This window comes from Kribbella italica, from assembly GCF_014205135.1.
GTDB classification, from domain to species: domain Bacteria; phylum Actinomycetota; class Actinomycetes; order Propionibacteriales; family Kribbellaceae; genus Kribbella; species Kribbella italica.
Genome location: NZ_JACHMY010000001.1, coordinates 1,047,205 through 1,062,414 on the forward strand (window position 1 = coordinate 1,047,205; position 15,210 = coordinate 1,062,414).

A 15,210-nucleotide genomic window follows, 5' to 3' on the forward strand; every position below is an offset into this window, starting at 1 on the left:
ACACATGGCACGCTTAGCCCTGTGATTGACGACACCGCGCCACTCCGCGACCGACTCGACGCCGCCCGGCTGTACCTGTGTACCGACGCCAGGCCGCAGCAGGGCGACCTCGACCAGTTCCTCGACGCCGCGCTGGGCGGGGGCGTCGACATCGTCCAGCTCCGGCAGAAGGAGATGGAGGCCGCCGACGAGCTCGCCGCGCTGGAGATCTTCGCCGACGCCTGCAAGCGGCACGGCAAGCTGCTGGCCGTGAACGACCGCGCCGATATCGCGTACGCCGCGGGCGCCGACGTCCTGCATCTCGGTCAGCGCGACCTGCCGGTGCCGCACGCTCGCGCGATCACCGGCCCGGACGTGATCGTCGGCCGCTCGACGCACACGTTCAGCCAGGTCAACGCCGCGGTTGCCGAGACCGGTTCGGACTACTTCTGCGTCGGCCCGACCTGGGAGACCCCGACCAAGCCGGGCCGGACCGCGGCCGGGCTCGAACTGGTCTCGTACGCCGCCAGCCGGCAGCAGGTCAAGCCGTGGTTCGCGATCGGCGGCATCGACCTGGAGCGGCTCGACGAGGTGATCGAAGCGGGCGCGAGCCGGGTGGTCGTCGTTCGGGCGATCACCGAGGCCGACGACCCGGCCGAGGCGGCCGGCGAGTTCGTCCGGCGGCTGCGGAGCGCCTGATGATGAACAACCCGAAGGTCGCGCGGATCGTCGCCGCCGTGGTGATCGCGATGCTGGTGATCACGCTGGCGGCGTCGTTGCTCGGGTGCGGAGCCTCCGACGGCAAGGCGTCCGGCGAGCCGTCGAAGGATCCGGACAGTGGGCTGGTCTTCGTCGCGGTCGACGATCTGCCGAAGGAGGCGCAGCAGACGCTGACGCTGATCGGCGAAGGCGGGCCGTACCCGTACAGCCGCGACGGTGTGACCTTCGGGAACTTCGAGAAGATCCTGCCGAAGCAGAATCGCGGGTACTACCGCGAGTACACGGTGAAGACGCCAGGCGAGAAGGACCGCGGCGCGCGGCGGATCGTGACCGGGAAAGGCGGCGAGCGTTATTACACCGACGATCACTACAAGTCGTTCCGCCGGATCGCGGCGGACGGGGGGACCGACGGATGACTGAGTTGCGCGCGTTGCTGGACGCCGGACTGCGGCCGGGGGTCTATCGCTGGCGCTCTTCGTTGAGTCTCGAGCAGGTCGGCCCGCGGGTCACGGCGGCCGGGTGGGGGTTCGTCCCGCTCGACACGACGGGGGTGCTCGACAAGGCGGGTTTCCTGGACGTCTGCGCGACGGCCTTCGACCTTCCGCGCTGGTTCGGCCGCAACTGGGACGCTCTCGCCGATTCCCTGAGTGACCGCTCGACCGGTGAGCCGGAGCTCGTGCTGTGGGACGGCTGGCGCGAGCTGCTCGACCACGATCACGACACGGTTGATGTGGCGCTGCAGATCTTCTCCGAGGACACCAAGGAGTCGGGTCAGCTTCGTGTGCTCCTGCGCGAGGCCGAGGACGCGCCGGATCTGATCAGCGACCTGCCGGTCGTCTAGGCAGGCCGAAGTAGGACCGTACGCCGGGGCTGTGGGCGACGTGGTCGGGTGGGCGGATGCTCAGGTCAGGAAGGCCGACCGACTGCAGCAGGCTGCCGGCTTGCAGGTCCAGGATCTCCGCCGACCGCAGCTGCCAGGTGGGGTGCTCGTTCGGTAGGTACCAGGTCCGGCCTGCGCGGCGGACGTGCAGACCCCAACGGGCGGTGAGGAAGAATTCGAGCCCGGTGGACTCGATTGGTGCGCCCACCTGAACGGTGATCCGACTTGAAGGTTGTTGGGTCGTGTACGTGTGGGTGATCGCGGTGGTCTCGTACCGCATGTGGGTGTGGCGGTAGGGCAGGCCGAAGATCGTGCGGGCGGCGGCGACCACGTCGCGCCGGTTGGCGTCGAGGCTGAGGAAGAAGACGCCGCGGCGGCCGTGGTCGTCCACCGAGTAGAGACGGATGTTGGTCTCGAGGAAGTCGGGCAGCAGTGCGGGCCCGCGGGCGAAGCCGTTGCCGACCATCCGGAACGGGATCAGGCCGACGTACGCCCGGCCCTCGAAGGTGTCGGGTCGCGTGCCGGGTGGGTAGAAGTGCGCGATCGACGCCGGATCGACCGCCCAGTGGATGAACGTCAGGTCGAGCCAGGACTGTCGCAGGATGCGTGGCCGGGGGAGCGGCGGCGCTTCCGCGGTGACAGGTTCGACCATGCCTTCAAACTAGCGCCCGGTCTCACGCCGCTTCTGCTCCAGTGCCTCCACGTCGGCGACGAACCACAGCTGCCACCCGCGGTTGCTCTCCCGCACCCAGTCGCGGAACGGCGTACTGCTCACCTCGTACGACGAAACGTCGCCGACCACCGCCAGCCCCATCCCGTACTGCGCGAACTTCTGCACGATCTCCCCGGCCACCCCGCTGCTCAGCACGAAGAACTCCGCCGGCAGATCCTCGACCCGCACGGCCACCCACGACGCCTGGTGCCAGTACGACGCGTCGCCGATCAGGTCGATCGCGTCCTGCACCGACCGCAACGCCTGCGAGTTCACGAACACGCTCATCGCAGGAACTCCAGCACCCGCTCGGTCTGCGGCGGCAGCAGATGCCCGGCGCCCTCGATCGTCACGGACCGCCCGGGCAGCCGTCGCGCCGTACCGGCCGCGTCGAACATCCGGTCCTTGCTGCCGACGATCGCCAGCAGGTCCAGGTTCTCCAGCTGCTCGTCGGTGAAGGTCGGCATCGCGCCGGTGCGCGCCGCGAAGTGCTTCTGCACCAGCAGCGCGAAGCCCAGGTTGTCCCAGTCGAGTCCCTCGGGAAGCGGGCCGATGATCGTCGCGACCGACCGCCGGTGACCCCACTCGCCGAACGGCCGCAGCAGGAGGGCCGGCAGGATCGGGAGCACCTTCATCCGGCTGAGCCCGGCCGGCGACAACAGTGCCAACCGCTGGACCCGGCCCGGCCGGCGGGTCGCGTAGTCCAGGGCGAACCAGGCGCCCAGCGAGAACCCCACGACCGAGAACCGCTCGACGCCGAGCCCGTCGAGGACGTCGTCCAGCCATTCGGCGTACGCCGGTGAGCCCAGCTCGGGGCGCGGCGATGCACTCAGCCCGGGCTCGCTGATCGTGTCGATCGCGTGCACGCGGAAGGTCTTGCTCCAGGCCGGGACGTCGTTCGACCAGTCGAGCGTCGTACCGGCTGAGCCGTGCAGGAGGATCAGGGGCGGCGCGCCGGCCGGGCCGCTCGACACCACGAAGGTCGGGCCTTGCCGGGTGTCGATCAGCCGCTGCTCGCTCGGCACCGGCCAGTCCGCGAGCAACTCGCGATACTGGGCGTGCACGATGGACTGGCCGGTGGAGGAGCGGTAGGTCATGTACCTAAACTACCCTATAAGTCCTTATCGCGGTCTCTATAGGGAATTCTAAGGAAGCCAGATGCGCCAGGAGTTGTACTCGGTCGAGCAGGTCGCCGAGCAGTTGGGCCTGCACGTCCGGACGATCCGGAGCTACGTGCGCGACGGCCGGCTGAAGGCGACCCGGATCGGGAAGCAGTACCGGATCACCCGGGAGGACCTGGAGGCGTTCACCGGTACGTCGGTGGTCGCGCCCGGCGCGGTGTCCGCGACCAGGCACGCCGAGGTGTCGAGCATCGTCCAGATCGACGGCGTCGACCGGACCGGCGCCGACCGGATCACGACGTACGTGACCGCCTCCATCAACCAGGAGGGCATGGGCCGGCTGCGGGTCGAGCTCGCCTACGACGAGACGCGTGGGGTCCTGAAGATCATCATCCTGGGGGACCTGGACATCACTGCCGACGTACTGCGGCTGATCGACGTCATCGTCACCTCATAGGTGCCGTGACGTCGCCGCGATCGCCAGATCGGCCAAAGCCTTGCGGGAGGTCTCGTCCTGGACCGGTGAGCGGTCGAGGGCTTCCATCGCCTCCGCCGTCCGCTCGCTGATCAGGTCCTCGCAGGCCTGCACCGACCGGCTGTCCTGCAGGATCTCGCGCAGCAGCTGGATCTCGTCGTCGTCCAGCTCGGCCCGCCCGAACAGCCGCTCGAACTCCGCCAGCTGCGCCGGTGAGGCGTGGTCGACCGCGTGCGCGACCAGCACCGTCCGCTTCCCCTCGCGCAGGTCGTCGCCGGCCGGCTTCCCGGTCACCGCCGGGTCGCCGAACACGCCCAGCAGGTCGTCCCGCAGCTGGAACGCCTCACCCAGCGGCAGCCCGTACGCCGACAGCGCGTCGATCAGGTGCTGGTCCGCGCCGCCGAGCGCGGCGCCGATGTGCAGCGGCCGCTCGACTGTGTACGTCGCCGCCTTGTAGCGCAGGACCCGCAGCGCCAGGTCCAGGTCCGAAGTGCCACTCGCCTGCGCGACGAGGTCGAGGTACTGACCCGCCGTCACCTCGACCCGCACCGCGTCGAAGAACTTCGAGGCGCGCGCCAGCGCGGCCGCGTCGAAGCCCGAGGTGTGCAGCATCTCGTCGGCCCAGATCAAGCACAGGTCGCCGAGCAGGATCGCCGCGCCGATCCCGAAGCTGACCGGGTCGCCACCGGAACCGCTCGCCTCCGACCGGGCCCGCTGCAGCGCCTCGAACCGCTTGTGCGCGGCCGGTGCTCCGCGGCGGGTGTCGGACGAATCCATCACGTCGTCGTGCACCAGGGCGCTGACGTGCAGCATCTCCAGGCTCGCCGCGGCGGTCAGGATCGGCCGCTCCGGATCGCCACCGGCCGCCCGAAAACCCCAGTAGCAGAACGACGGCCGCAGCCGTTTGCCGCCGCTGGTCGCGTCCCGCGCGGCCTGGACCTGCTCGGCCAGCTCGGGGCCGAGTTCGGCCAGCCGTTGTTCCTGGACGTCCAGGAACTCGGTCAGCGTGCGCTGGATCTCGGTCGGGATGTCTGCGTCGGCATGCACGTCTCGGAGGTTAGCCGGTCGCCCCTGGCGGGCCCACGCCCCGGTAGGCTTGCGGGATGGCCAACGGTTTCCCCTCGACGCTTCCCGGCAGCACGCCGACGATCCGCGAACTGCTCGCGACGGGCGACCGGTCCTTCTCGTTCGAGTTCTTCCCGCCGAAGACGCCGGAGGCCGAAGAGGTGCTCTGGCGCTCGATCCGCGAGATCGAGAAGCTGCGCCCGTCGTTCGTCTCGATCACGTACGGCGCGGGCGGTACGACGCGCGACGGCACGATCCGCGTCACCGAGCGGGTCGCGCAGGACACCTCGCTGACGCCGCTGGGTCATCTGACGGCGGTCGCGCACTCGCGCGACGAGCTGCGCTCGGTCATCGGCGCGTACGCCGGCGCCGGGATCCGCAACGTGCTCGCGCTGCGCGGCGACCCGCCGGGTGGTCCGCGGCAGCCGTGGGTGGCGCATCCCGAGGGGCTGAACCACGCGATCGAGTTGGTCGAGCTGGTCCGGACGCTGGGCGACTTCTGTGTCGGCGTCGCGGCGTTCCCCGACAAGCACCCCGAGGCCGCCGACCTCGACTTCGACGCCCGCGTGCTGGCCGAGAAGGCGAAGGCGGGCGCGGACTACGCGATCACCCAGATGTTCTTCGGCGCGGACGACTACTTCCAGCTGGTCGAGCGTGCTTCGGCGCTGGGCTGCGACATCCCGATCCTGCCCGGCATCATGCCGGTCACGAACATCAAGCAGATCCACCGGATGGCCGAGCTCACCGGCATGGCGCTCCCGGCCACCGTCACGGACCGCCTGCACGCCGTCGAGGGCGACCCGGCCGCCGTACGAGCTGTCGGCATCGAGATCGCCAGCGAGCTGTGCGACGAACTGCTGACCGGTGGTGCGCCGGGCATCCACTTCATCACCCTCAACCGCTCGACGGCGACCCGCCAGGTCTACCTGAATCTCCAAGGCACCACGGTCTGACCCAGGGGCTTCGCGGCAGCTAGGGTTTGCAGATGGCTGACCCGAGTGACCTGCTGATCGATCGCACGCTGGTGCTGCTGCGGCACGCGAAGGCGGTGCCGCCGGAGTCGATGGCCGACCTCGACCGGCCGCTGGCCGAGCGCGGCCGCGCCGACGCCGCCGCGGCCGGACGCTATTTGGTTGCCCAGGGCATCGAAGCCGACCTGGTCCTGTGCTCGCCGTCGATCCGGACGACGGAGACCTGGGAGTACGCCGCCCAGGCCGGCGCGACGACCACGGAGCTGTGGTTCGACCGGCGGATCTACAACGCCGACACCGACGGCCTGCTGGACGTCGTACAGGAAGCCTCGCCCGACGCGCGCACGGTGATCCTGATCGGGCACGCGCCCGGCATCCCGTGGCTGGCCGACCAACTGGCCCTCGACGGCACCAGCCCGGACCGGGTGGAGCTGACCAAGAAGTACCCGACCAGCGGACTCACCGTCCTCCACCACACGTCCCGCTGGTCCGACCTCACCGCCGACGACTGCGACCTGGTCTCCTACGTCATCCCACGGGGCTAACAGAAGAACCGAAGTATGGTGTGTTGCGTCCGAAGAAGTCGCATGCGTCCGAAGGACCCGAGGCTATAGGGCTCGCTTCTTCGGACGCATGCGACTTCTTCGGACGCTTCGACCTTCCGGTCAGGAGGCGCGGGTCGGCAGCCAGTGGGTGGTGCTGTTGACGGTGATCATCCGTTGGGTGGCGCGGGTCAGGACGACGTACAGCGCACGGACGCCGCCCAGGGTGTCGCTGACGATTCGGTCCGGCTCGACGACGACGACCGCGTCGTACTCGAGGCCCTTGGACTCGAGCGGGGTGAGCGTGGCGATCCGGGGATCGTTGAGTTCGGCAAGGACCGCGTCGACGGCCGCGCGGAGCTTCGGTGGGACGATGACGCCGACCGTGCCCTCGACCAGGTCGAGCAGTTCGGCGGCCGCGTCGGCCGAGGCTTCGGCGACCTTGCCGGCGTCGAAGATCCGGTGCTCCGGCTCGACACCAGTACGCCGTACGGCGTCCGGCAGGTCGGCGTCCGGGATCTGTTGCCGGATCACCTCACCGGCGAACGCGTAGATCTCGGCCGAGTTCCGGTAGTTGGTGGACAGCCGGAACGTGTGCCGCCGCAGGTGCGACAGCATCGTCTCCATCGCGGTCCGGGCCTCGTCCGGGTCCGGCCAGGAACTCTGCGCCGGGTCGCCGACGATCGTCCAGCTCGCCTGCGGACCGCGCCGCGTCACCATCCGCCACTGCATCGGGGACAGGTCCTGGGCCTCGTCGACGAGGACGTGCGCGTACTCCTCGGGCTCGTCAGCCTCGGCCGCGGCAGCAGCGCGGGCCCGGCGCTCCGACGTGGTGAGCACCTCGTTGACGCCGTCCGACAGGCCTTCGAGCCAGTCGAACTCCTCGTCCTTGCCCGCCTCGGGGATCGGCGCCCGGCCGAGCAGGTGGGTCAGCTCGTCGAGCAGCGCGACGTCAGCGACGGTGATGTCGTCCGTGCCGCGGATCCCGGCCGCGAGCGTCTCGATCTCGACCGGGGTCAGGTCGTGCCGCGCCCAGCGGGTGAGGCGTCGCGGGTCACCGAGCCAGCGCAGCACGGTCTGCGGCGTCAGCACCGGCCACCAGGCCGCGAAGAAGGTCCGGTACGCCGGAAGGTCGGTGACCTGGTCGCCGAACGACTCGCGATCGGCGTACACGCCGTTGCGCAGGTCCTCGGGGAAGCGGGTCCACAACGCGGCCACGAGTCCCTTGCGAGCCTCGGCCGCGGCGCGGTTGCGCGGCGTACGGCGCAAGGCGTTGCGGCGGACGTTGTCCAACTGGTTCGCGTCCAGCTCGACCGTGCCACCGCCGATGAAGACGCGCAGCGTGGTTGGTGCGTTCGGGACGCGGTCGCGCGCGGCGCGCGACAGCAGGCCCTGCATCCGCAGCGATCCCTTGATCGCGGCCACCTCGGCGTCGTCGATCGCCGTCGCCCGGACGCCGTCGACGAGCTCGCCGACCGCGCGCAGGGAGACCGTGTTCTCGCCGAGGCTCGGCAGCACGCGCTCGATGTAGGCCATGAAGGCGGCCGACGGCCCGACCACCAGAACGCCGCCACGCTCGAAGCGGCGCCGGTCGGAGTACAGCAGGTACGCCGCGCGGTGCAGCGCGACGACCGTCTTGCCCGTCCCCGGACCGCCGCCGATGACGGTGACGCCGCGGGCCGGAGCCCGGATCGCCTGGTCCTGCTCGGCCTGGATGGTCGCCACGATGTCGCGCATCGTGTGCCCACGGGCCCGCGACAGCGACGCCATCAGCGCGCCCTCACCCATCACCGGCAGATCCTCGGGCGCCCGCTCGGGGCCGAGCAGGTCGTCCTCGATGCCGATGATCCTGGCGCCCTTGTTGCGCAGGACGCGACGCCGGACGACGCCGAGGCGGTCGGTCGAGGTCGCGCGGTAGAACGGCTCGGCCGCGGGGGCCCGCCAGTCGATCACGAGCGGCTCGTACTCGGCGTCGCGGACGCCGATCCGGCCGACGTACAGGCTCTCCAGGTCGGCCGCGTGCTCGGCCGGCGGCTGCTCGTCGCCACCGTCGGAGTCGAGCCGGCCGAACACCAGGCCCTCGTGCTCCGCGTCCAGCTCGGCGATCCGCCGGGCCGCGGCGAACACCAGGACGTCCCGCTCGTACAGCCCGGTCTGCTCCTCCTCGCGGACGCGACCGACGTTCTGCGCCTGGGCGCGTTGATGACCCTCGACCGCGATCCGGGACGCGGACGCCGACGCGGCCTCGACCCGGTCGTAGACCCGGTCGACGTGCTGTTGCTCGAACTCCAGTTCTGCCCTCTCGACCGACTCGGGATCGGGTGACGTGGGGGTTTGGTCCACCGGGGTCCTCTCTACTGCCGGGGCAGTTTCCCCCGACACGGAACACATGAACGCTCAATCGTAGTGCGCCGATGACGGCGACCCCAGAGGAGGTCTCAGGTTGACGGCTTACGCCTTGCCGACGGCGTCCGCGACGATCGCGGCACCGAGCGTCGTGGCCGGTACGCCACCGCCCGGATGGGCGCCCGCGCCCACGCAGTACAGGCCCTTGACGGGCGAGATGTTGCCCGCCCGGCGGCCCGCTGTCCTGTAGCCCTCCCAGGCCACACCGGTCCACCAGGAGGCCGACGTCTGGCGGCTGATCACCTTGTCGCGGATGTGCAGCCCGCGGGCGACCAGCAGGTCGACCACGTCGTCGGTGGGGTAGCCATGGACCAGCACGGACCAGGCGGTGTGCCCGGCGGGCGCAGTACCGCCCGTGCGGACCGTGACTGTCGGCGTACCGTGCAGGACCGTCTCGAACGGCAGGTCCGGCACCGGGCCGCGCAGACCGAGGTGTACGACGTACGCCGCCTGCGCCTGGTGGGTCTTCTCGACCTGCTTGCGCACCTTCTTGGCTGCCGGGTCGCTGACCAGCTGGGTGTAGAGGACGCGCGGGTCGATGTCGCTGACCACTACCTCGGCCAGCAGCTCAGTCCCGTCAGCCAGCCGGACGCCTGTCACCACGCCGTCCTTGCTGGTCACTGCGGCGACCTCGGCGCCGGTCCGGACGTCGATCTTGCGCTCGACCGCCCGCTGCGCCAGTGCGTCGCCCACGGCGGCGAAGCCACCGGCCACGGTCCAGCGGCCGAACGTGCGCTCCAGGTACGACCAGACCCCGACGTACCCGGGAGTGGACCGGGCCTCCGACCCGTGCTGCGTCGCGAAGTACCGCAGTACGGCGCGCGCCCGGTCGTCGTCCAGGTGGCGCTCGGCGACGCGGTCCAGCGACTGCCACGGCTTCAGCCCGCGGAGGGCAGGCAGCGGCAGCCGGTCCAGCAGCGGCGGCTCGAGCGAGGTCTTGCGGAGGATCTGCCAGGTCTCGCCGTAGGAGTCGACCAGACCGGTCCAGGCCTTGGCGGTCTTCTCACCGGCCAGGTCGGTCCAGGTCTCCAGCTGGGCCGCGCGGTCGCCGATCGGGAGGTCCAGCACCGAGCCGTCGCCGAACAGGTGCCGGCGCGGTGTGGTGACCGGGTCGAGCTGGACCAGGCTCTCGATCGGGCGGCCGGACTTGCGGAACAGGTCGCGCAGGGCGGCCGGCAGCGTCGTACTAGCTGCTCCTGCGTCCCAGCTGAAGCCGTCGGCCTCGACCCGGCCGAGTGCGCCGCCGAGACGGTCCTCGGCTTCGCAGACGGTGACCTGGTGGCCGAGCTTGGCCAGACGGACGGCAGTGGCGAGACCGGCGAGGCCGGCCCCGATGACGATCACGCGGGACATCAGAGGGTCGTGCTCCCAGTCGCTGGATTGCTTCGTCGTTCCCGCCAGGCCCGGAACCTGACGAGGCCGCGCCGGATTGCGCGCAGTGCGAGGTAGACGCCGATCAGGCCGAGCACCAGCAGTACCGCCGCGACGATCAGCGCGGCGGTCGGGTGGAAGGCGGCCAGCGAGACCACGCCGAGCACGGCGACGTCCTCGCCGGAAGAGGCGGCGATGTTGGTGACGGGCTCGGGCGAGGTGTTGATCGCCAGCCGCAGGCTCGACTTCACCAGGTGCGAGACCAGCGCGACGACGCCGCCCGTGGTGGCGATGAACGCCTGCTCCAGGTTGCTCGCCTGACCGGCCATCAGCGCCGCGATGATCGCGCCGACCGTGGGCCGGATCAGCGTCGAGACGGTGTCCCAGGCGGAGTCGACGTACGGAATCTTGTCGGCGACGAACTCGACCAGGAAGAGCGCGCCGGCGGCGATCAGGACGCCGTTGGAGGTCAGAGCGGTCGGTACGTCGTCCACGTCGGCGAAGCGGCCGAGCAGCCCGAGGACGAGCACGCAGGCGTAGGCGTTGATCCCGCTCGCCCAGCCCGACGTGAAGGCCAACGGCAGCGCTTCCATACTGTTGCTCCGAACTCGATCGCGGTCAGTAACGAACCTCGTGCCGCGAGTTTTGGTTAACCGTTGACATCCGCTCCGCCTCGACCCAGAGTGAACAGGTTGCCGGTCTGCGTGACCGCCACACACTCCAGATCAGGGAGAACGAACATGCGTCGTCGTCCGAAGATTCTCGCCGCCCTGGCCGCGTTGGCGCTGCCCATAGCCGCGATCGGCGTGTCGTCGAGCGGGCCGCCGGCCGAGGCGTCCACGCCGGCACCGGGCCTGGCGGCCGCGTTCCAGTCCGCCGCGCAGCAGTACGGCGTACCGGAGTCCGTCCTGCTGGCCGTGTCCTACGCGGAGACCCGCTGGGACGACCATCAGGGCAAGTCGAGCACGTCGGGCGGCTTCGGGCCGATGCACCTGACCGCTGGCGACCCCAGTGCGCTGGTGGAACGCTCGGCCGGGCAGAAGCTCGCCAAGGGCGACTCGCTGCGCACTCTGTACGAGGCGTCCGACCTGACCGGGCTGGACCCGGTCGCACTGCGCAACGACGCCGCGGCCAACGTGGCGGGCGGTGCTGCGGTGCTGGCGTCGTACCAGAAGTCGCTGGGGCTGCCGGTGGGTGCCGCTACCTCGCCGGCCTCTTGGTACGCCGCTGTCGCGTCCTACTCCGGGGCGACCAACAAGGTCGGAGCGTCGGCGTTCGCTGACGACGTCTACACGATTCTCGCCCGAGGCGCCGCCCGGACGACCAACACAGGGCAGCAGGTCAGCATGCCCGCCGTCGCGGCGACGCCGGAGCGCGACCAGCTCTCCCGCCTGAAGCTGGCCGCCGGGGCGAAGGACTCGGCAGGGGTCGAGTGCCCGTCCGGACTGGCCTGCGAGTCGCTGCCGGCGCCGTACCAGAAGACCGGCGACGCGGCGACCGACTACGGCAACCACGACCTGGCGAACCGGCCGAAGACCGGCAAGGTCGACTACATCGTCATCCACGACACCGAGGGCGGCTGGCAGGGCACGCTGAACCTGGTGCAGGACCCGACGTACGTGAGCTGGCAGTACACGATGCGCTCGTCGGACGGGCATACCTGGCAGCACGTGAAGGCCGACGACGTCGCGTGGCACGCCGGCAACTGGTACGTGAACATGCACAGCATCGGGATCGAGCACGAGGGCTTCGCCGCCCAGGGCGCGACCTGGTACACCGAGGCGCTCTACCGGAACTCGGCGCGGCTGGTGAAGTACCTGGCCAAGAAGAACAACATCCCGCTCGACCGGGCGCACATCATCGGGCACGACCAGGTGCCCGGCACGATCCCGTCGACCGTCGCGGGGATGCACTGGGACCCGGGACCGTATTGGGACTGGGAGCACTACTTCGACCTGCTCGGCGCGCCGATCTACGGGCACAAGATCTTCCCGGTTCGTACCGGTTCGATCGTGACGATCAAGCCTGGCTTCGCGTCGAACGTGCAGGTCGTGACCGACTGCGTCACCGCCGGTACGGCGTGCGCGCCGCAGGGGACGAACTTCGTCTACCTGCGCCAGGCACCGGACGACGCGGCGCCGCTGGTCAAGGACCTCGGGCTGCGGCCGGGCTCGTCGGCGTCGACGACGCAGGTCTCCGACATCGGTGCGCGGGCGGCGGCCGGCTCGCAGTACGTCGTGGCGCAGCGGTCGGGGGACTGGGTGGCCGTCTGGTACCTGGGCGCGCTGGCCTGGTTCAAGAGCCCGGCGTCCGCGCCGGACGCGTTCGCCAAGCCTGGGCTGGTCGTCAAGCCGAAGGCCGGCAAGGTGACTGTCCCGGTCTACGGGCGGGCGTACCCGGAGCAGGCGGCGTACCCGGCGGGTATTCCGTACCAGGCGGTGACGCCGCTGCAGTACTCGATCGGCGCGGGCCAGGCGTACCCGGTCGGCGACGCGACCATCGAGACCGACTACTACCGGGCGACCACCTTCGACGGGCAGCCGCCGACGGACCACGTGCAGGTGCTCGGCAAGGACCGCTACTACCAGATCTGGTTCGGGCACCGGATGGCGTACGTCCGGGCCGCCGACGTGGATCTGCGTCCGGCGTTCTGACCGCCTGACTCTGTGAGACTGGCGGTGTGACCGACCACGTGAGCGACGAAGCCGTTCAGCAACTGCTGGACGGCTTCGTCGCGTCCACGGCGGCGTTGCCGGCGCAGGCGATCTGGATCCACGGCTCGCTCGCGCTCGGCGACTTCGTCCCGTCGCGCAGCGACCTCGACCTGGTCTGCGTCCTGCCGGGCCTGGTCGATCCCGCCGCCATCAAGGCGATCCACCGCCCGCTCACCTCACCTCTGGGCCGCCGGCTCCACTGCACGTACGTACCCGTCGACGGGTTGGCCGATCCCGCGGTCCGCCACCCGACCTTCGCCCAGGAGCACTACCTCACCCGCCCGGTCACGCCGGTGACCCGCCGCGAGCTCGCCCTCAGCGACCTCTCGCTGTTCGGCCCACCACCCTCGTCGTTGCTCCCAGCAACCACCGACGCCGAGCTGGCGGACTTCGTCCGCGCCGACCTGCTGACCTTCTGGTACCCGGTCACCGCCAAGCGCACCCCGTGGCTCCGCGACATCTGGATCGACCTCGCGATGGTCACGCTCGCCCGCGCCGAGACCACTCTCCGCACCGGTGCCCTGATCACCAAGCAGGCCGCTCTCGCCCACCTGCCCACGCTCGGCGCACCGGCCGCGGTCGTTCACGACATCCACCAACGCCGCTACGGCGGCGCCGTGGACCGATCCCTCAGCTGGCGCAGGCACCGGGCCGAGCTGACCCGCACCTACCTGCGCGCCAAGATCCCCGCCGTCGCCGGCTAGCTCCGCCCCGACACCGGTTGGTGAGTCGGGCACCGCTAGTTGACGACGACCGGGGTGCCGTTGGTGAGGTGGAGGAGTTCGGCGTACGTGGTGGGGAAGATCGAGTGCGGGATGCCGCCGGCGGCCCAGACCTCGGCGTACTGGTCGAGCGCGGTGTCGACGAGGGTGCGGACGGGAGCCGGGTGTCCGACGGGCGCGACGCCGCCGATGGCCTGGCCGGTGTGCTGCTTCACGAACTCCGGCGTGGCCCGCTTGAGCTTGGTCAGGCCGAGCTCGGCGGCCAGCTTCGCGGTGTCGACGCGGTGCGCGCCCGACGTGAGGATGAGGACCGGCGTACCGTCGCCGTCGAAGATCAGACTGTTGGCGATCGCGCCGACCTCGCAGCCGAGTTCCTCAGCGGCAGCCGCCGCCGTCGGCACGGCCTCGTCGAGGATCCGGATCTCGCCGGTCGCGCCGGCCGCCGCCAGGGCGTCCGCGACCCGCTGGACGTTGGGATGAGTGCTCACGCGTCGACCTTACTTCTCGTAGATCGTCGACAATCGCCGGTACGCGGCCGGGTTGCTCAGCAGATCGGTGCTGTCGGAGATCTGGTCGATCGAACCGATCAACGGCAGGTCCTTGAGGCCTGCGTCGTGCACCTGCGCCAGACAGGCGTCGACGAACCGCTCCGCCCCGAGCACCATCGCCGGCCGCTCGTGGAACTGCCGGGCCGTCGGGTCGACCTCGTCGGTGATCCCGAGCTTGTTGTGCCGGGCCGCCACCAGCTCGTACGCCGAGACGAGCGCCTGCTCGCGGTGCTTCTGCGCCTCGGCCCGGGTGGCCTCCATCAGCAGCTCGTCGAGCCCGTCCGCGGGCCCGAGCCGGTTGAACGCCGTACCGAACCACTTCGAGTACGGCGCGTAGGTGCGCTCCATCAGTAGCGCCAGCCGCATCACGTCGCGAGCCAGGCGGGCAGTGAGCACCCGGGAGCCGAGCTCGTCGCCCACCTCGTAGGTGCGCTGCACGAACGGCTCCTCCTGCGCGATCCGGGACCACTGGCAGGCCAGCATCCACAGCCAGACGTCGTCCGGGTACCACTGCAGGTCGGCGCGGATCCGCTGCAGCCGGCCGTCGTCGGCGTACACGGGCCCGGCGACGACGCCGAGGAACTTCTGCTGCGGGGTGATCAGCCAGTTCGCCGTACTGAGGTCGGTAGTGGCGTCGAAGCCGAGCAGGTCCTGGAGCCAGTCGGACAGCGTCGTCACGGTGATGTGGTGGATCGGCTGCTGGGTGTCCCACCCGAAGCGCACCGGGTGCCCGCCGTACTCGTCCGGCAGGCCCTGCTCGACCAGCTCCTTGACCTGCTGGACGTCGCCTTCCTCCACGAACACCTGGAGCCGCGGCCCCCAGCCGTGGTCGGTCGACCGCTCGGTGTCGTAGCCGAGGACGTCGGAGCCCCAGCCGAGCAGGCCGGCGGCGTACGGCGTACTGCCGAGCAGTGGACGGATGACGTCGGCGTGAAAGTCCTGGCTCAGGTCACGCGCCGAACGGAAGGTCGTCATGCGTCCCGA

General features: G+C 70.4%; 17 protein-coding genes. 8 read left to right on the forward strand and 9 right to left on the reverse strand.

The annotated features are described in order from the left end of the window. Positions 1-21: 21 nt before the first annotated feature. From thiE to HDA39_RS04945, 3 genes are read left to right on the forward strand one after another with little or no spacing between them, the layout of a single operon-like run. Positions 22-678: a thiamine phosphate synthase gene (gene thiE / locus HDA39_RS04935; RefSeq protein WP_184794047.1), complete on the forward strand. Its 657-nt coding sequence runs from the start codon at positions 22-24 to the stop codon at positions 676-678. After that, positions 678-1,115, forward strand: a complete 438-nt coding sequence (locus HDA39_RS04940) for a guanyl-specific ribonuclease (protein ID WP_184794048.1) — start codon at positions 678-680, stop codon at positions 1,113-1,115. Before thiE ends, HDA39_RS04940 begins: the two co-directional genes overlap by 1 nt. Continuing rightward, positions 1,112-1,540: a barstar family protein gene (locus HDA39_RS04945; RefSeq protein WP_184794049.1), complete on the forward strand. Its 429-nt coding sequence runs from the start codon at positions 1,112-1,114 to the stop codon at positions 1,538-1,540. The genes HDA39_RS04940 and HDA39_RS04945 overlap by 4 nt, the downstream gene beginning before the upstream one ends. Here the strand turns inward: HDA39_RS04945 and HDA39_RS04950 are convergent. The 3 genes from HDA39_RS04950 to HDA39_RS04960 are packed head-to-tail and all read right to left on the reverse strand — an operon-like array spanning position 1,518 to position 3,388. Further along, positions 1,518-2,231 carry a YqjF family protein gene (locus HDA39_RS04950; protein WP_184794050.1) on the reverse strand — a complete coding sequence of 238 codons (714 nt, stop codon included), beginning with the start codon at positions 2,229-2,231 and terminating at the stop codon, positions 1,518-1,520. The two genes, HDA39_RS04945 and HDA39_RS04950, sit on opposite strands and share 23 nt — an antisense overlap. A 9-nt stretch (positions 2,232-2,240) precedes the next feature. Next, complete coding sequence (locus HDA39_RS04955; RefSeq protein ID WP_184794051.1) at positions 2,241-2,579, reverse strand: DUF4180 domain-containing protein; 339 nt, start codon at positions 2,577-2,579, stop codon at positions 2,241-2,243. Beyond that, positions 2,576-3,388, reverse strand: a complete 813-nt coding sequence (locus tag HDA39_RS04960; RefSeq protein ID WP_184794052.1) for an alpha/beta fold hydrolase — start codon at positions 3,386-3,388, stop codon at positions 2,576-2,578. Before HDA39_RS04960 ends, HDA39_RS04955 begins: the two co-directional genes overlap by 4 nt. Before the next feature lie 61 nt (positions 3,389-3,449). On the opposite strand from HDA39_RS04960, the gene HDA39_RS04965 reads away from it, so the two are divergent. Next, the gene (locus HDA39_RS04965) at positions 3,450-3,869 is read left to right on the forward strand and encodes a helix-turn-helix domain-containing protein (RefSeq protein WP_184794053.1); all 420 of its coding nucleotides are present in this window, start codon (positions 3,450-3,452) and stop codon (positions 3,867-3,869) included. On the opposite strand, the gene HDA39_RS04970 is transcribed toward HDA39_RS04965, so the two are convergent. Beyond that, a complete protein-coding gene (locus HDA39_RS04970; protein WP_184794054.1) occupies positions 3,864-4,934 on the reverse strand; it encodes a polyprenyl synthetase family protein in 1,071 nt (356 codons plus the stop codon). The two genes, HDA39_RS04965 and HDA39_RS04970, sit on opposite strands and share 6 nt — an antisense overlap. Positions 4,935-4,990: 56 nt before the next feature. On the opposite strand from HDA39_RS04970, the gene metF reads away from it, so the two are divergent. Both metF and HDA39_RS04980 read left to right on the forward strand, forming a co-directional pair. Continuing rightward, positions 4,991-5,905 carry a methylenetetrahydrofolate reductase [NAD(P)H] gene (gene metF, locus HDA39_RS04975; RefSeq protein WP_184794055.1) on the forward strand — a complete coding sequence of 305 codons (915 nt, stop codon included), beginning with the start codon at positions 4,991-4,993 and terminating at the stop codon, positions 5,903-5,905. A gap of 32 nt (positions 5,906-5,937) precedes the next feature. Further along, complete coding sequence (locus tag HDA39_RS04980; RefSeq protein ID WP_184794056.1) at positions 5,938-6,468, forward strand: SixA phosphatase family protein; 531 nt, start codon at positions 5,938-5,940, stop codon at positions 6,466-6,468. A gap of 120 nt (positions 6,469-6,588) precedes the next feature. On the opposite strand, the gene HDA39_RS04985 is transcribed toward HDA39_RS04980, so the two are convergent. The 3 genes from HDA39_RS04985 to HDA39_RS04995 all read right to left on the reverse strand — a co-directional run bounded on the left by HDA39_RS04985 (position 6,589) and on the right by HDA39_RS04995 (position 10,835). Beyond that, complete coding sequence (locus HDA39_RS04985; protein ID WP_184794057.1) at positions 6,589-8,808, reverse strand: UvrD-helicase domain-containing protein; 2,220 nt, start codon at positions 8,806-8,808, stop codon at positions 6,589-6,591. Positions 8,809-8,916: 108 nt separating this feature from the next. Next, on the reverse strand, positions 8,917-10,224 hold the full coding sequence (locus HDA39_RS04990; protein ID WP_184794058.1) for a phytoene desaturase family protein: 1,308 nt from the start codon (positions 10,222-10,224) through the stop codon (positions 8,917-8,919). Further along, positions 10,224-10,835: a DUF4126 domain-containing protein gene (locus HDA39_RS04995; RefSeq protein ID WP_184794059.1), complete on the reverse strand. Its 612-nt coding sequence runs from the start codon at positions 10,833-10,835 to the stop codon at positions 10,224-10,226. Before HDA39_RS04995 ends, HDA39_RS04990 begins: the two co-directional genes overlap by 1 nt. 147 nt (positions 10,836-10,982) lie before the next feature. On the opposite strand from HDA39_RS04995, the gene HDA39_RS05000 reads away from it, so the two are divergent. Next, the gene (locus HDA39_RS05000) at positions 10,983-12,896 is read left to right on the forward strand and encodes an N-acetylmuramoyl-L-alanine amidase (RefSeq protein WP_184794060.1); all 1,914 of its coding nucleotides are present in this window, start codon (positions 10,983-10,985) and stop codon (positions 12,894-12,896) included. Positions 12,897-12,922: 26 nt separating this feature from the next. Continuing rightward, a complete protein-coding gene (locus tag HDA39_RS05005; RefSeq protein WP_202892877.1) occupies positions 12,923-13,660 on the forward strand; it encodes a nucleotidyltransferase domain-containing protein in 738 nt (245 codons plus the stop codon). A gap of 35 nt (positions 13,661-13,695) precedes the next feature. On the opposite strand, the gene HDA39_RS05010 is transcribed toward HDA39_RS05005, so the two are convergent. Together HDA39_RS05010 and HDA39_RS05015 are read right to left on the reverse strand one after the other, a co-directional pair. Continuing rightward, on the reverse strand, positions 13,696-14,166 hold the full coding sequence (locus HDA39_RS05010; RefSeq protein WP_184794061.1) for a YbaK/EbsC family protein: 471 nt from the start codon (positions 14,164-14,166) through the stop codon (positions 13,696-13,698). Positions 14,167-14,175: 9 nt separating this feature from the next. Beyond that, complete coding sequence (locus HDA39_RS05015; protein ID WP_184794062.1) at positions 14,176-15,201, reverse strand: DUF4037 domain-containing protein; 1,026 nt, start codon at positions 15,199-15,201, stop codon at positions 14,176-14,178. Positions 15,202-15,210: the final 9 nt, after the last annotated feature.

What these genes read in the sequence shown, in the direction of transcription:
- HDA39_RS04940 (WP_184794048.1), top strand. Translation starts at nt 678, where the DNA reads ATGATGAACAACCCGAAGGTCGCGCGGATCGTCGCCGCCGTGGTGATC.
- HDA39_RS04945 (WP_184794049.1), top strand. Translation starts at nt 1,112, where the DNA reads ATGACTGAGTTGCGCGCGTTGCTGGACGCCGGACTGCGGCCGGGGGTC.
- HDA39_RS04950 (WP_184794050.1), bottom strand. Translation starts at nt 2,231, where the DNA reads ATGGTCGAACCTGTCACCGCGGAAGCGCCGCCGCTCCCCCGGCCACGC.
- HDA39_RS04955 (WP_184794051.1), bottom strand. Translation starts at nt 2,579, where the DNA reads ATGAGCGTGTTCGTGAACTCGCAGGCGTTGCGGTCGGTGCAGGACGCG.
- HDA39_RS04960 (WP_184794052.1), bottom strand. Translation starts at nt 3,388, where the DNA reads ATGACCTACCGCTCCTCCACCGGCCAGTCCATCGTGCACGCCCAGTAT.
- HDA39_RS04965 (WP_184794053.1), top strand. Translation starts at nt 3,450, where the DNA reads ATGCGCCAGGAGTTGTACTCGGTCGAGCAGGTCGCCGAGCAGTTGGGC.
- metF (WP_184794055.1), top strand. Translation starts at nt 4,991, where the DNA reads ATGGCCAACGGTTTCCCCTCGACGCTTCCCGGCAGCACGCCGACGATC.
- HDA39_RS04980 (WP_184794056.1), top strand. Translation starts at nt 5,938, where the DNA reads ATGGCTGACCCGAGTGACCTGCTGATCGATCGCACGCTGGTGCTGCTG.
- HDA39_RS04990 (WP_184794058.1), bottom strand. Translation starts at nt 10,224, where the DNA reads ATGTCCCGCGTGATCGTCATCGGGGCCGGCCTCGCCGGTCTCGCCACT.
- HDA39_RS04995 (WP_184794059.1), bottom strand. Translation starts at nt 10,835, where the DNA reads ATGGAAGCGCTGCCGTTGGCCTTCACGTCGGGCTGGGCGAGCGGGATC.
- HDA39_RS05000 (WP_184794060.1), top strand. Translation starts at nt 10,983, where the DNA reads ATGCGTCGTCGTCCGAAGATTCTCGCCGCCCTGGCCGCGTTGGCGCTG.
- HDA39_RS05015 (WP_184794062.1), bottom strand. Translation starts at nt 15,201, where the DNA reads ATGACGACCTTCCGTTCGGCGCGTGACCTGAGCCAGGACTTTCACGCC.